The organism is Parvibaculum sp., assembly GCF_039680535.1.
Taxonomy (GTDB): domain Bacteria; phylum Pseudomonadota; class Alphaproteobacteria; order Parvibaculales; family Parvibaculaceae; genus Parvibaculum.
Genome location: NZ_JBDKSS010000003.1, coordinates 1 through 15142 on the forward strand (window position 1 = coordinate 1; position 15142 = coordinate 15142).

The 15142-nt window shown below is 59.6% G+C and carries 7 protein-coding genes, 2 tRNA genes and 2 rRNA genes; 2 read left to right on the forward strand and 9 right to left on the reverse strand.

All coding sequences use genetic code 11. The annotated features are described in order from the left end of the window. The 4 genes from ABFC66_RS00785 to ABFC66_RS00800 form a co-directional block, all read right to left on the reverse strand. Window positions 1–2378, reverse strand: a 23S ribosomal RNA gene (locus tag ABFC66_RS00785); the annotation flags it as partial. A gap of 365 nt (window positions 2379–2743) precedes the next feature. Further along, a tRNA-Ala gene (locus tag ABFC66_RS00790) sits at window positions 2744–2819 on the reverse strand. A gap of 29 nt (window positions 2820–2848) precedes the next feature. Further along, a tRNA-Ile gene (locus ABFC66_RS00795) sits at window positions 2849–2925 on the reverse strand. A 207-nt stretch (window positions 2926–3132) separates the two neighbouring features. Further along, window positions 3133–4620 (reverse strand): 16S ribosomal RNA (locus ABFC66_RS00800). Between the two features lie 845 nt (window positions 4621–5465). Between ABFC66_RS00800 and ABFC66_RS00805 the strand changes: the two genes are divergently transcribed. After that, window positions 5466–7097: a peptidoglycan DD-metalloendopeptidase family protein gene (locus ABFC66_RS00805; RefSeq protein WP_346739052.1), complete on the forward strand. Its 1632-nt coding sequence runs from the start codon at window positions 5466–5468 to the stop codon at window positions 7095–7097. A gap of 78 nt (window positions 7098–7175) precedes the next feature. On the opposite strand, the gene clpB is transcribed toward ABFC66_RS00805, so the two are convergent. Beyond that, complete coding sequence (clpB, locus tag ABFC66_RS00810) at window positions 7176–9806, reverse strand: ATP-dependent chaperone ClpB (RefSeq protein WP_346739053.1); 2631 nt, start codon at window positions 9804–9806, stop codon at window positions 7176–7178. Window positions 9807–10035: 229 nt separating this feature from the next. Here clpB and ABFC66_RS00815 point away from each other — a divergent pair, with 229 nt between their 5' ends. After that, entirely contained in the window at window positions 10036–10800 is a 765-nt protein-coding gene (locus ABFC66_RS00815) for an MOSC domain-containing protein (RefSeq protein ID WP_346739054.1), read from the forward strand. 60 nt (window positions 10801–10860) lie between these two features. Here ABFC66_RS00815 and ABFC66_RS00820 read toward each other — a convergent pair whose 3' ends face one another. From ABFC66_RS00820 to ispG, 4 genes are all read right to left on the reverse strand, one after another. Next, window positions 10861–11550, reverse strand: coding sequence for a DUF4167 domain-containing protein (locus tag ABFC66_RS00820; protein WP_346739055.1), 690 nt, complete (start codon window positions 11548–11550; stop codon window positions 10861–10863). Window positions 11551–11948: 398 nt separating this feature from the next. Beyond that, window positions 11949–12803 (reverse strand): peptide chain release factor N(5)-glutamine methyltransferase, encoded by an 855-nt coding sequence (gene prmC, locus ABFC66_RS00825; protein ID WP_346739056.1) that lies wholly within the window; start codon window positions 12801–12803, stop codon window positions 11949–11951. After that, complete coding sequence (prfA, locus tag ABFC66_RS00830) at window positions 12800–13867, reverse strand: peptide chain release factor 1 (protein ID WP_346739057.1); 1068 nt, start codon at window positions 13865–13867, stop codon at window positions 12800–12802. The genes prmC and prfA overlap by 4 nt, the downstream gene beginning before the upstream one ends. A gap of 67 nt (window positions 13868–13934) precedes the next feature. After that, window positions 13935–15080: a flavodoxin-dependent (E)-4-hydroxy-3-methylbut-2-enyl-diphosphate synthase gene (gene ispG, locus ABFC66_RS00835; RefSeq protein ID WP_346739058.1), complete on the reverse strand. Its 1146-nt coding sequence runs from the start codon at window positions 15078–15080 to the stop codon at window positions 13935–13937. Window positions 15081–15142 lie beyond the last annotated feature (62 nt).

A 15142-nucleotide genomic window follows, 5' to 3' on the forward strand; every position in this document is an offset into this window, starting at 1 on the left:
CCCCAGGATGTGATGAGCCGACATCGAGGTGCCAAACACTGCCGTCGATATGGACTCTTGGGCAGTATCAGCCTGTTATCCCCGGCGTACCTTTTATTCGTTGAGCGATGGCCCTTCCACGCGGGACCACCGGATCACTATGGCCGACTTTCGTCTCTGCTCGACTTGTCAGTCTCGCAGTCAAGCGGGCTTATGCCATTGCACTCGTCGAGCGATTTCCGACCGCTCTGAGCCCACCATCGCGCGCCTCCGTTACTCTTTGGGAGGCGACCGCCCCAGTCAAACTGCCCACCATGCGCTGTCCCGGCTCCGGATGACGGAGCGCGGTTAGACATCCATGACGATAAGGGTGGTATTTCAAGGGTGGCTCCACGCGAGCTGGCGCCCACGCTTCAAAGCCTACCACCTATCCTACACATGCCGACACGAATGCCAATGCAAAGTTACAGTAAAGGTGCACGGGGTCTTTCCGTCTGACCGCAGGAACCCCGCATCTTCACGGGGAATTCAATTTCACTGAGTCTATGTTGGAGACAGCGGGGAAGTCATTACGCCATTCGTGCAGGTCGGAACTTACCCGACAAGGAATTTCGCTACCTTAGGACCGTTATATTTACGGCCGCCGTTTACCGGGGCTTCAATTCAAGGCTTGCACCTCTCCTCTTAACCTTCCGGCACCGGGCAGGCGTCAGACCCTATACGTCATCTTGCGATTTCGCAGAGCCCTGTGTTTTTGATAAACAGTTGCCACCCCCTGGTCTGTGCCCCCTCGCCCTGGTTGCCCAAGACGAGGGCCTCCTTCTCCCGAAGTTACGGAGGCAATTTGCCGAGTTCCTTCAGCACCATTCTCTCAAGCGCCTTGGTATACTCTACCAGTCCACCTGTGTCGGTTTAGGGTACGGTCTGATGTGGGGGCTATTTCCTGGAACTCCCAGGCAGCAAGAACAATCCAATAAGTCCTCACTGCTTTCGGCGTTCGTCACCACCCACTGGCCCACGAATATTAACGTGGTTCCCATCGATTACGGCTTTCGCCCTCACCTTAGGGGCCGGCTAACCCTACGCAGATTAACTTTACGTAGGAACCCTTGGACTTTCGGCGACAGTGTCTCTCACACTGTTTGTCGTTACTCATGTCAGCATTCTCACTTCCGATACCTCCAGCGGCCCTCACGGGTCCACCTTCACAGGCTTACGGAACGCTCCGCTACCGCGCATCTTGCGATGCACCCGCAGCTTCGGTGTATGGCTTTAGCCCCGGTACATTTTCGGCGCAGAGACCCTTATTTAGACCAGTGAGCTGTTACGCTTTCTTTAAATGATGGCTGCTTCTAAGCCAACATCCTGGTTGTTTTGGGGTCTCCACATCCTTTCCCACTTAGCCATAACTTTGGGACCTTAGCTGGCGGTCAGGGTTTTTTCCCTCTCCACCACGGACGTTAGCACCCATAGTGTGTCTGCCGAGCAGTACTTCCAGGTATTCGGAGTTTGGTTAGGTTTGGTAATCCGGTAAGGACCCCTAGCCCATCCAGTGCTCTACCCCCTGGAGTATTCACTCGACGCTCTACCTAAATAGATTTCGCGGAGAACCAGCTATTTCCACGTTTGATTGGCCTTTCACCCCTAGCCACAAGTCATCCCCGGCTTTTTCAACAGACGTGGGTTCGGCCCTCCAGTAAGTGTTACCTCACCTTCAGCCTGCTCATGGCTAGATCACGTGGTTTCGGGTCTAATCCGACGAACTGAATGCCCTATTCAGACTCGCTTTCGCTGCGCCTACACCTATCGGTTTAAGCTTGCTCGCCAGATTAAGTCGCTGACCCATTATACAAAAGGTACGCTATCACCCTTGCGGGCTCTAGCTGTTTGTAGGTATCCGGTTTCAGGAACTGTTTCACTCCCCTAGTCGGGGTGCTTTTCACCTTTCCCTCACGGTACTTGTGCACTATCGGTCGCGCAGGAGTACTTAGGCTTGGAGGGTGGTCCCCCCATGTTCAGACAGGATTTCACGTGTCCCGCCCTACTCGTATCCCCAATCCTTCAACACCTGTACGGGGCTATCACCCGCTAAGGCCTGACTTTCCAGACAGTTCCAGTTAGAAGAATTGAGGCATTGGCCTAGTCCGCGTTCGCTCGCCACTACTAACGGAGTCTCGGTTGATGTCCTTTCCTCCGGGTACTGAGATGTTTCAGTTCCCCGGGTTCGCTTCGTTAACCTATGTATTCAGTTAACGATACCCTTGCGGGTGGGTTGCCCCATTCGGAAATCCACGGATCAAAGCTTGCTCACAGCTCCCCGCGGCTTATCGCAGCGTGCCACGTCCTTCATCGCCTCTGCGCGCCAAGGCATCCACCAGATACCCTTAAGACGCTTGATTACTCTCATTATCACTGCTCATTCCCAGATGTCGTAAGACACCCGGTCATGTTTTGATGACAACGAAAAGACCAGATAATCATTCGATTTACCCGTCCATGAGACCCATTAGTTAGTGTGGGTTGGTCTCACCGCAGGACCTCATGTGCATGAGGCGCTCCTGCGAACTGGCGAAGCTGATAGTTCTCCAGCGAAACCCCGTCCAGGGTGACGCTTTCAAACCCATCAGCCGGCTACGCCAGCATCGGGTAAATCCCTTCTTCACGATGTAAATGAACTGGGTCCGCACACGAAGTGTACGAACCAAATCTGTTCTTGGACGAGCTGTCACCGCTCTCGGCATCCGCCAGCACTACTGAAGCGCCTTGGTGGAGCCGGACGGGATCGAACCGACGACCTCAAGCTTGCAAAGCTAGCGCTCTCCCAACTGAGCTACGGCCCCGATAAGGCGTGCGAGCTAGCCTGAAAGCTTGGTGGGCCTGGGTAGACTCGAACTACCGACCTCACGCTTATCAGGCGTGCGCTCTAACCACCTGAGCTACAGGCCCCGCTGTAAGCGTGCGCTCGTCCAAAAAGCCCGGACATTCAACCGCCGGATGCGGAAGAACGACCAGACTTGAGAGAAAGAGAAACGAAGACGGCGGCATCCCGCTCTGTCTTTAGAGATGCTGCGCGGAAAGGCTGACTACCTTTCTCACCAGCATCATGTCTATTGAGGATCCGATAAGAGCAAGCTCTTGAAGGATCTTCCTTAGAAAGGAGGTGATCCAGCCCCAGGTTCCCCTAGGGCTACCTTGTTACGACTTCACCCCAGTCGCTGACCTTACCGTGGTTGGCTGCCTCCTTGCGGTTAGCGCACCAGCTTCGGGTAAAACCAACTCCCATGGTGTGACGGGCGGTGTGTACAAGGCCCGGGAACGTATTCACCGCGTCATGCTGTTACGCGATTACTAGCGATTCCACCTTCATGCACTCGAGTTGCAGAGTACAATCCGAACTGAGACGGCTTTTTGGGATTTGCACCGGGTCGCCCCTTCGCTGCCCATTGTCGCCGCCATTGTAGCACGTGTGTAGCCCAACCCGTAAGGGCCATGAGGACTTGACGTCATCCCCACCTTCCTCCGGCTTATCACCGGCAGTCCCTCTAGAGTGCCCAACTTAATGATGGCAACTAAAGGCGAGGGTTGCGCTCGTTGCGGGACTTAACCCAACATCTCACGACACGAGCTGACGACAGCCATGCAACACCTGTCTCCGGTCCAGCCGAACTGAAGGAAACCATCTCTGGTAACCGCGACCGGGATGTCAAGGGTTGGTAAGGTTCTGCGCGTTGCGTCGAATTAAACCACATGCTCCACCGCTTGTGCGGGCCCCCGTCAATTCCTTTGAGTTTTAATCTTGCGACCGTACTCCCCAGGCGGGGTGCTTAATGCGTTAGCTGCGTCACCAAACAGCAAGCTGCCTGACAACTAGCACCCATCGTTTACGGCGTGGACTACCAGGGTATCTAATCCTGTTTGCTCCCCACGCTGTCGCACCTCAGCGTCAGTACCGAGCCAGTGAGCCGCCTTCGCCACTGGTGTTCTTTCCAATATCTACGAATTTCACCTCTACACTGGAAATTCCACTCACCTCTCTCGGACTCGAGTCATCCAGTTTTGGAGGCAGTTCCCGGGTTGAGCCCAGGGATTTCACCTCCAACTTGGAAAACCGCCTACGTGCGCTTTACGCCCAGTAATTCCGAACAACGCTAGCCCCCTTCGTATTACCGCGGCTGCTGGCACGAAGTTAGCCGGGGCTTCTTATCCAGGTACCGTCATTATCTTCCCTGGCGAAAGAGCTTTACAACCCTAAGGCCTTCATCACTCACGCGGCATGGCTGGATCAGGCTTGCGCCCATTGTCCAATATTCCCCACTGCTGCCTCCCGTAGGAGTCTGGGCCGTGTCTCAGTCCCAGTGTGGCTGATCATCCTCTCAGACCAGCTATGGATCGTCGCCTTGGTAGGCTTTTACCCCACCAACTAGCTAATCCAACGCGGGCCCATCTAGGGGCGATAAATCTTTCACCCGAAGGTCGTATACGGTATTAGCACAAGTTTCCCTGAGTTATTCCGTACCCCTAGGTAGGTTCCCACGTGTTACTCACCCGTCTGCCACTGCTGTATTGCTACAACCGTTCGACTTGCATGTATTAAGCCTGCCGCCAGCGTTCGTTCTGAGCCAGGATCAAACTCTCAAGTTGAGTTGATCCGACTTATCAATCTCGCGAGGAAAATCGCGAGACGCGACGCAAGACACATACTCTCGTTATTGCCGATCTTGCGATCGACTAACGGGGTAGTGTGTTTTGAAACGTCAGACAGTCGGTATTTGGTTTGCTCGCAGATCCCAACTTTCGCTGGGCGAGCTCGCCAGGACACCGCCGTCCACGTTTCTCTTTCTCAAACCACAATGTCAAAGAGCACCTAAGCTTCTCGGCACTTTAGCGCCTCGAAACCGAGGGTCGTAACCGACCCGAAGGACAGTCATGCCACCGCTTCCGGAGAAGTCGGGGCTTGCCGTCACCCATCGTTGGATCGTCTACTAGACCACAAGGCAGACTGTCAAGCAAGCTCTTCAGTCTTTCTTACCGTCGGTGGCGCGCCGTGTTTGCGTTGCGCCGTGGTCTCGTTCGGTGAGGCGGTTTATAGGGGGGTCGCCCTGCCCCGTCAAACCCTTTTTTGCGTCAATTTCCAAAAAAATTCACGCTCTTTGCGCTTGACTCTGTTCGACTGATTTGTGTTGCGGCGCAGGCACTTCTCTCAAGGTGATTCCGGCCCGTCTTCTGCTACGCCCCTCGCAAGTGAAGGCCCGCCACGCTCCCTTTTGGGGCGTTATGGGACAGGTTTCGCGCGGCCGTCATATAGCCGCTCCATAATGGGAAGATAACGAGGCCGAACGACATAACGCGCGTTGACAGGGCATCCCTGAGAACGCATCGTTTGTTCACGACAAATTACAGTTCGTTACCGGCCGCCTGCGGGGGTGCCCGGAAACGGAGTTAAGGGCGGACGCGGGGTCCGTTCCGGACGACCAGGGGGTCCCTACTTGTACGACTCGGGGAAGCTTTCCGACGAACTCGACCTGGATAAGGCCAGCTCCGAAGCGGAGACCGGTGCCGAACAGGTCGCGCCGATGACCCGGTTCCGGCAATCGCTGCAGCGTTCGATGAAGCTCTATGTGTCGGTCAGCCGGCTGGTTCTGGGGCAGAGCCTCGGTCAGAACCGCTGGCTCGCCGCGACGGGCGTTGCGGGCGTGCTCTCTTTCGCCCTGCTCGGCATGGGCGTCGCGGCCCTCGTTTCACCCTATTCCAACGTCGAAACGGCCGCGTTGACGGCCGACCAGGCGCCGCAGATCGTGGCTCTGGACGCCGACGGCCCCGTCGAGCGCGTCACCCTGTCGGAGGAAACGCCGGCCCCGGATGCCGACCAGACCGCGGCGGAAGACGCCACGGATGAGACGGTGGCGGCCGATGCCTCTCCAGCCAATGCCGAACTGACCGCCCCGGCCACGCCCGCCGAGCCGAAGGAAGTCCAGACCAAGGTCGCCATCAATGATGGCGAGACGCTGATGCAGGTGCTGACCGATGCGGGCGCCGATCGCGTGGACGCCTATCACGCCATTGCGGCGATGAAACCGGTATTCAGCCCGTCGAAAATGCGGGCCGGACAGGAAGTATCCCTGACCTTCCTGTCCAATCCGAACCCTGAAAAAGACCAACCCTCCAAGCTTCTCACCGCCATTTCGCTCCAACCGGACATTGACCGCGCCATTCAGGTGAACCGCACCGAAGACGGCAGCTACAAGTCCGAAGAATTCCAGAAAGAGCTGAAAAGCGGCTTTGCCCACGCAAAGAACACGATCAGTTCAAGCCTCTTCCTCGACGCGCAGCAGGCCGGCATTCCGGCGCCGATCATCCTCGAAATGATCCGCATGTTCTCCTACAGCGTCGATTTCCAGCGCGAAATTCATCCCGGCGACTCATTCGAAGTCTTCTTCGATCGTAAATTCGACGAAGACGGAATTCCTGTGAAGGAAGGTCAGATCGCCTACGCGTCGCTGACCGTCGGCGGCAAACCCTATCGCCTGTGGCGCTTCAAGACCGCCGATGGCAACTGGGACTACTACGACGAGAACGGCAACAGCATGAAGAAGTTCCTGATGAGGACGCCGATCGATGGCGCCCGCATCAGCTCCGGCTTCGGCATGCGCAAGCATCCGATCCTCGGCTACAGCAAGCTCCATGCGGGCGTCGACTTCGCGGCCCCCAAGGGAACGCCGATCTATGCCGCCGGCGACGGCGTTGTGAAGATCGCGGGCTGGGTCAATGGCTACGGCAATTTCGTCGAAGTCGGCCACGCCAACAGATACGAAACCGGCTATGGCCACATGAGCGCCTTCGCCAAGGGTATCCGTCCCGGCGTCCGCGTCCGCCAGGGCCAGGTGATCGGCTACGTGGGCTCGACAGGTCGGTCGACGGGCCCGCATCTCCACTACGAGATTCATATTGCCGGCAAGAAGGTCAATCCGCTCGGCGTCAAGGTGGCGACGGGCATGAAGCTTGGCGGCAAACAGCTGGCCTCCTTCAAGGCCAACCGCGCCAATGTTGCGAGCCAGATGGCTGAAACGCCGTTGATGACGCGAGTCGCGCAGGCATCGGAAACGCCGAAGGCGAACTGATCCGCGGATATCGGGACGGAGATCAAAAAAGGGGCCGAAAATCGGCCCCTTTTTCATATGCGTCGAAGGCTTCCCGCCTTAGTGAATGAGGTGAGCTTCCGCGCCGCCTTCGTCGGCGATATGCCCGTCCACAGTGTCATGGCCGTTGATCGCGATGCCGTCGGCACCAGCAGAAACTGTCACCGTCTCGCCATCGCGAATCCCGCCTTCGAGCAGCAGTTCCGCGAGCGGATCCTGAACATTGCGCTGAATGACACGCTTCAGCGGCCGCGCACCATAGACCGGATCGTAGCCTTCATCGGCAAGCCAGGTCCTCGCGCTCGGATCGAGGTGAATGGCTATCTTGCGATCCGCCAGGAGCTTCTGGAGACGCGCCATCTGGATATCGACAATCGCGTCCATCTGCTCGCGGGTCAGACGGTGGAAGAGCAGGATCTCATCGAGACGATTGAGGAATTCCGGGCGGAAACGCGACCGCACGACATCCATCACCTGCTCGCGAACATCCTCCACGGCGCCGCCCTCGGCCAGGTATTCGGCACCGAGATTCGACGTCATGATGATGAGCACGTTTTTGAAATCGACCGTGCGTCCCTGTCCATCCGTCAGGCGTCCGTCATCGAGCACCTGCAACAGCACGTTGAAGACATCCGGGTGCGCCTTCTCGATTTCGTCGAAGAGCACGACCTGATAGGGCCTGCGGCGAACCGCCTCCGTCAACGCGCCGCCTTCCTCATATCCGACATATCCGGGCGGAGCGCCGATCAGGCGCGAGACCGAGTGCTTCTCCATGTATTCCGACATGTCTAGGCGACAGATCGCCTGGTCGTCGTCGAAGAGGAAGCCGGCGAGCGCCTTGGTCAGCTCCGTCTTGCCGACGCCGGTCGGTCCGAGGAACAGGAAGGAACCGATAGGGCGATTCGGATCCTGAAGACCGGCGCGAGCGCGGCGCACGGCCCGGGCAACTGCGGAAACCGCCTCCGACTGGCCGATGACCCGCTGTCCCAGCGCCGATTCCATCTGCAGGAGCTTCTCACGCTCGCCTTCGAGCATCTTGTCGACCGGAATTCCGGTCCAGCGCGAAACGACCTGCGCGATATGGGCTTCGGTCACGGCCTCTTCGACCAGCGCGCCCGCGGCGCTGGCGCGCTTTTCCATCTCGGCGAGCTTCTTCTCGAGATCGGGAATGACGCCATAAGCAAGTTCCGAAGCACGCTCAAGCCTGCCGGCACGCTGTGCCTGCACGAGTTCGTTACGCGCATTGTCGAGCTCTTCCTTGAGCTTCTGCGCGCCCGCGAGCTTCGACTTCTCGGCCTGCCAGGAGGCTGTGAGATCGGCTGACTTCTTCTCGAGGTCGGCAAGCTCGCCCTCGATCTTCTCCAGACGATCCTTCGAACCCTCGTCCTTTTCCTTCTTCAGCGCCTCGCGCTCGATCTTGAGCTGAATGACGCGGCGGTCGATTTCATCGAGCGCCTCCGGCTTGGAGTCGACCTGCATGCGAAGCCGGCTCGCGGCTTCGTCCATCAGGTCGATGGCCTTGTCCGGCAGGAATCGATCGGAAATGTAGCGGTCCGACAGGGTTGCCGCCGCGACGAGCGCCGAATCGGTGATTCTCACGCCGTGATGCAGTTCGTACTTCTCCTTGAGCCCGCGAAGAATCGATATCGAATCCTCGACCGTCGGCTCCTCGACGAAGATCGGCTGGAAGCGGCGGGCAAGCGCGGCATCCTTCTCGATATATTTGCGGTACTCGTCGAGCGTGGTCGCACCGACGCAGTGCAACTCGCCGCGCGCCAGAGCGGGCTTCAGCAGATTCGACGCGTCCATCGCGCCATCGGTCTTTCCCGCGCCGACCAGCGTGTGCAATTCGTCGATGAAGAGAATCACGCCGCCTTCGCTCGAACCGAGCTCCGTCAGTACGGCCTTCAACCGCTCTTCGAACTCGCCGCGATACTTGGCGCCGGCGATCAGGGCGCCGAGATCGAGCGACAAAAGGCGCTTGTTGCGGAGACTTTCGGGCACGTCGCCATTGACGACGCGCAGCGCAAGACCTTCGGCAATGGCCGTCTTGCCGACGCCGGGCTCGCCGATCAGGACGGGATTGTTCTTCGTGCGCCGGGCCAGAACCTGAATCGTGCGGCGAATCTCCTCGTCGCGGCCGATCACCGGGTCGAGCTTGCCCGACCTGGCCTCAGCGGTGAGGTCGCGCGTATATTTCTTCAGAGCCTCATAGCCTTCTTCGGCAGAAGCCGTGTCGGCGGTACGCCCCTTGCGAACGCGTTCGATCGCCTCGTTGAGAGATTGCGCGGTGACGCCCGCCGTCTTGAGGATTTTTTCCGATTCGGTGCCCGGCTCGATCAGCAGCGCGAGGAGCAGACGTTCGGCGGTGACATAGGAATCGCCCGCCTTCTTCGCGAGCTTTTCGGCCTGATCGAAAATTCGCGCCGTCTCGGGTGCGAGGTAAAGCTGACCGGCCGCAGATCCCTCGACCTTGGGCAGCTTGTTCAGCACCGTTTCGACGCCGGTAAGCGCCTGATCGGGTCTGCCGCCCGCGGCGCGAATGAGGCCCGCGGCGAGACCTTCCTCGTCATCGAGCAGAACCTTCAGAATATGTTCGGGGGTGAAGCGCTGGTGTCCCGAGCGCACGGCGAGCCCTTGCGCCGACTGGATGAAACCGCGACTGCGGTCCGTATATTTTTCCAGATCCATCTCTCGTCCTTTCAAGCACGTCCCGCGAGGCCCCGCGTCTCCATAAAAGGATGACGTCCCAGCACCTCTTTCGAGCGCCTTCTTCAAAATATCGCTTACTCTCCCTTGCGGGAGCATTGCGCTGGATCAGCCCTCTTCGAGGCACCGCTCCAAGGCAGATATGGTGTGACCTCATCGCCACACAAGAGGGGTATCCCCCGGATATCCGCGCGTTTTTGGAGCGAGAAACATGACAGGCTCGGCCCGCATTGCAGGTCTCTACCGCTACCCGGTCAAAGGGCTCTCGCCCGAGGCGATGCAGGAGGCGGCTCTCCGTCCCGGCGAGACGATCGACTGGGACCGCGCCTTCGCCATCGAAAACGGATCGGCCGATTTCGATCCGGCTGCGCCGAAGCATTTTCCCAAGGTCAAATTTCTGATGCTGATGAAGAACGAGCGCCTTGCCCGGCTTCATTCGCGATTCGACGAACGGACGGCGACGCTCACCCTCTCTGAGAACGGACGGCAAGTCGTCAGCGGTAACCTCATGACGGTCGAAGGCAGAACCGCCATCGAGGCCTTTATGGCGCAGTACATGAAAGCCGAACTGCGGGGCGCGCCGCGAATCGTCCACGCCCCGGGCTTTTCCATCTCGGATGTGGCGGCAAAGGTCGTATCGCTCATCAATCTGGCCAGCGTTCGCGAACTCGAAAAGCTCATCGGACGGCCGGTCGACCCTCTGCGCTTTCGCGGAAACCTTCTCGTGCAAGGCCTCAGCCCCTGGGAAGATCACGACTGGGCAGGCAGGGAAATTCGTCTGGGCGAGATTCGTGCACGCGGCGTCATGCCGATCAGGCGCTGCGCGGCGACCAACGTCGATCCTTCGACGGCGGAGCGCGACATGGAGATTCCGGCAACGCTGCAGCGGAACCTCGGCCACATGAATCTCGGCCTTTATGCAGAAGTGCTCGACGCGGGAACGATTCGCCCCGGCGACAGGATCGCCCTCGTCTGAAATGAAAAAAAGGCGCGGGCCCCTTCCGGATTGCCCGCGCCTTTCAGAAATCATGCCCGATCAGACTGCGGGCGCTTCGTCCACGCTGGATGAAGCGGCGTTCTCGCCACCTTCCGAAGCCGGGCGTTCGCCGCCAGCTTCATGGCGCGGACGACGCCGACGCCCCTGACGACGGCGCGATCCCTCGCCGCTCGGTACGCCGCCGGGAATGCCTTGCGCATGTCCATCGCCACGTGCCTCGCCTTCGGCAATGACGGGCTGCTCGCTGTCCGGCTGAATGTCGAGATCGCCCTGAGGCTGCTGCCCGCCACTCGAATTCTGATGGCGTTCGCCGCGGCCTTCGCCCCGCCCCTGACGCTGCCCATGCTGATGGGCCTGCTGATGGAAGGGCTGATTCGGAAAATTGGGCTGCGGCTGGTCGGAGGAAAAATCCTCCTCCTCTTCGTCCTGATCCTCGTCGGGGCGGTAGCCCAGATTATGCTGAGGACGGGGCTGGCCCTCGTTCATCACCTGCGAAGCCATCAGCAGGCGGTAGTAATGTTCTGCATGCTGATAGTAGTTTTCCGCCATGACGCGGTCGCCGGCCGAGATCGCATCGCGCGCAAGCTGCTGGTACTTCTCGCAGACATGAGCGGCGGTGCCGCGAATCTTCACATCGGGTCCATTGCTGTCATAAGCGCGGTTGCCCGAATTCTGCGGCTTGCGTCCACGCCCACGCGAGCGCTTGGAGTTGTTCTGCCCCTGCCTCATATGGTCACTATCTCGTCTAATGTTCATCTTGGAGTTCAAAGCATTTCCGCTGTGTCCGTACCGGGCGCTACGCGCGCGGCTTCTGGACGATCGCCGACCCATTGTCGGCATGCGCAATCTGCGTGGCGTACTTCAGCACCAATCGCGCCTTCCGGCTCCGCCGGTTCGGTCATGTCGGATGCTCAGAAGTTCCGGCCCCTGGCGCCTTTGCCTGCGATCCGATACCGGTTCGCGTGCCTGGCGCCCTGCCTCCGGGTTCACCTCAAGCTCTCTTTAAACCGCCATATCCATCGGCTTGAAGAGCGAGGTGGAGTGTCCCTTGGCTCAATACCCTGAAGGCAACCTAGACCCTAAAGCGCTTCTTTCCAAACATTTTTTGCAAGACGTGAATCTTGATTTCAACGCCGTGGCAACCGCGCAACGATGGCTCGGGGCACACCGGCGAGATCGGCCACCACATCGAGAACCTCAAGCCCTGCCTCGGAAAAAATCTTCGCCACATCCGCGTCCTGGCCGATGCCCAGCTCGACGACAGCGTGACTTTCGGGCTTCAGAAGTCTCGGCAATTCAGCGCCTATCGCACGATATGCGTCATAACCATCGACGCCTCCATCGAGTGCAAGGCTCGGATCGAAGGCCTTCACCTCCTCATCCAGCGTCGCGATGACGGCGGTGGGAATGTAGGGCGGATTGGAAATCACGAGATCGAAGCGCTCGTCGATGCCTTGTGCCCAACTTGCGCGGCGAAACGCCGCACGATCGGCACAACCGAGCGATGCTGCGTTGCGCGCAGCGACGGCAAGCGCCTCTTCGGAGATGTCGACACCCAGCCCACCGGCATCTTTGCGCTCGTGAAGAAGGGATATCAGCAGACATCCGGTGCCCGTGCCTATGTCGAGAATCCTTGGCGCCGTCACCTTTCCAAGAAGATCCAGCGCCGTCGCGATCAGCGTTTCGCTATCGGGCCGCGGGTCGAGCGTCGCAGGCGTAACCTCGAAGGCGAGCCCCCAGAATTCGCGCGACCCGAGAATGCGTGAAACCGGCTCATGGGCCATGCGCCGCGCCTCGAAGGTCCGCAGCTTTTCCACGTCAGCCTCGCCGAGCCTCTTTCCGGGCTCGCGGATCATCTCGATTTCGTCGCATCCGGCTGCGGCCTGCACGAGAAGCCGTGCGTCGAGCGAAGGATTTTCGATCCCCGCCTGTTTGAAACGCCAGGCGAGCATCCGATATTCATGATCGCGGGTGGTGATCACGCTTCTTCCCCGAGGGCAGCGAGGCGCTCCGCCTGATCCTCGGCGATGAGCGCAGAGATGATTTCGTCCAGCGCTTCGCCTTCCAGAACCTGGTCGAGCTTGTGCAGCGTCAGATTGATGCGGTGATCCGTCACGCGACTCTGCGGGAAGTTGTAGGTGCGGATACGCTCCGAACGATCGCCGGAACCGACCTGCCCCTTGCGCTCCGCCGCGCGTTCGCGGTCGATGCGCTCGCGTTCAGCCTCGTAAATGCGCGCGCGCAGAATCTGCATCGCTCGCGCCTTGTTCTTGTGCTGGGACTTCTCATCCTGCTGCGCAACGACAATGCCTGTCGGCAAATGGGTGATGCGGACCGCGCTTTCGGTCTTGTTTACGTGCTGTCCGCCGGCGCCGCTCGCACGGTAGACGTCGAAGCGGAGGTCCTTGTCGTCGATTTGGACGTCGACATCCTCGGGCTCCGGCAGCACGGCAACCGTCGCCGCCGAGGTGTGGATGCGCCCGCCTGCTTCCGTGGCCGGAACGCGCTGCACACGGTGGACGCCCGATTCGAATTTGAGCCGCGCAAAGACGCCCCTGCCGGAGATCTCCGCGACGATTTCCTTGTAGCCGCCGACTTCGCCTTCGGAGGCGCTGATGAGCTCGACCTTCCAGCCTTGCTTCTGCGCGTAGCGTTCATACATGCGGAACAGATCGCCCGCGAAGAGAGCGGCCTCGTCGCCGCCGGTCCCTGCGCGGACTTCGAGAATGACGTTGCGCTCGTCCGCCGCATCCTTGGGCAGCAGCATCAACTGCACTTCTCGTTCGAGCGTGGGCAGCTCCGCATCGAGCCGGTCGAGTTCCTCGCGCGCGATCTCGGCCATCTCCTTGTCGGAGAGAAGCGCACGCGCTTCTTCACGCGCCGCTTCGGCCGCCTGCAACTGCCTGACCGCTGTGGCGACCGGCGACAATTCCGCAAATTCTCGCGACAGCGCAACGAAACGTTCGCGGGAAACATTCGCGTTCATCTCGGACTGAACCGCTTCAAAGCGGTCGAGCAGCTTGTGCAATCTGTCCTGGGGAATCATCGTCTCGACTTCATGGGAAATTGGAACCGGCGGCTTTCATGCGCCTACGCGCCGCCTGAAAGCCCGGCTAATCCCCGGCGAGAGCGCGCGGCTCCCTTGCGGCTTCTTCCGCCGCCCGCGCCGCCTCGATTTCCTTCGCCTTTTCCTCGACGAGGCCCACGAGGTGATCGACGATTTCCTCGTTTCTGATCTTGTGATCGGTGACGCCCGCCAGATAGACCATGCCCGAACCGGCGCCGCCACCGGTGAAGCCTATATCGGTCTGTTCGGCCTCGCCCGGCCCATTGACCACGCAACCGATGACAGAAAGCGTCATGGGCGTCGGGATATGAGCGAGGCGTTCTTCAAGCAGCTTCACGGTGCCGATCACGTCGAAGCCCTGCCGCGCGCAAGAGGGGCAGGAAATGATCGTCACACCACGATGACGCAGATTGAGCGACTTCAGAATGTCGAAGCCGACCTTCACTTCCTCGACCGGATCGGCAGAGAGCGACACGCGAATCGTGTCGCCGATGCCGGCCCATAGCATCGAGCCGAGGCCGATCGAGGATTTGACCGTGCCCGACATGAGACCGCCCGCTTCGGTCACGCCGAGATGCAGCGGACAATCAATCGCTTCGGCAAGCTGCTGATAGGCGGCGACCGTGAGGAAGACGTCGGACGCCTTCACGCTGATCTTGAATTCGTGGAAGTCGTGATCCTGCAGGATGCGCGCATGATCGAGCGCGCTCTCGACCATCGCTTCCGGGCAAGGCTCGCCGTATTTCTCCAGAAGATCGCGCTCCAACGAACCAGCATTGACGCCGATACGCATCGAAAGCCCGTGATCCTTCGCCGCCTGCACGACCTCGCGCACGCGCGCCGCCGAGCCGATATTGCCCGGATTGATACGAAGGCAGGATGCGCCTGCCTCGGCCGCCTCGATAGCGCGCTTGTAGTGAAAATGAATGTCGGCAACGATCGGGATCTTCGTCGCCCTGACGATCTCCTTCAGCGCCTTCGTCGAATCCTCGTCCGGGCAGGACACGCGCACGATATCCGCGCCCGCTTCCTCGATGCGGCGAATCTGCTCGATCGTCGCCTTGGCGTCCGATGTCAGCGTATTCGTCATGGTCTGAACGGTAATCGGCGCGTCTCCGCCAACCGGCACCGATCCCACATGGATCTGACGGCTCTTCCTGCGGGCTATGTCACGCCAGGGACGAATGCTCATGTGTCGATCGAGGTCCTGCCGGGATGCGCCCGACAAAGTGCTGTCCGGCCGAAGCCGGTGAA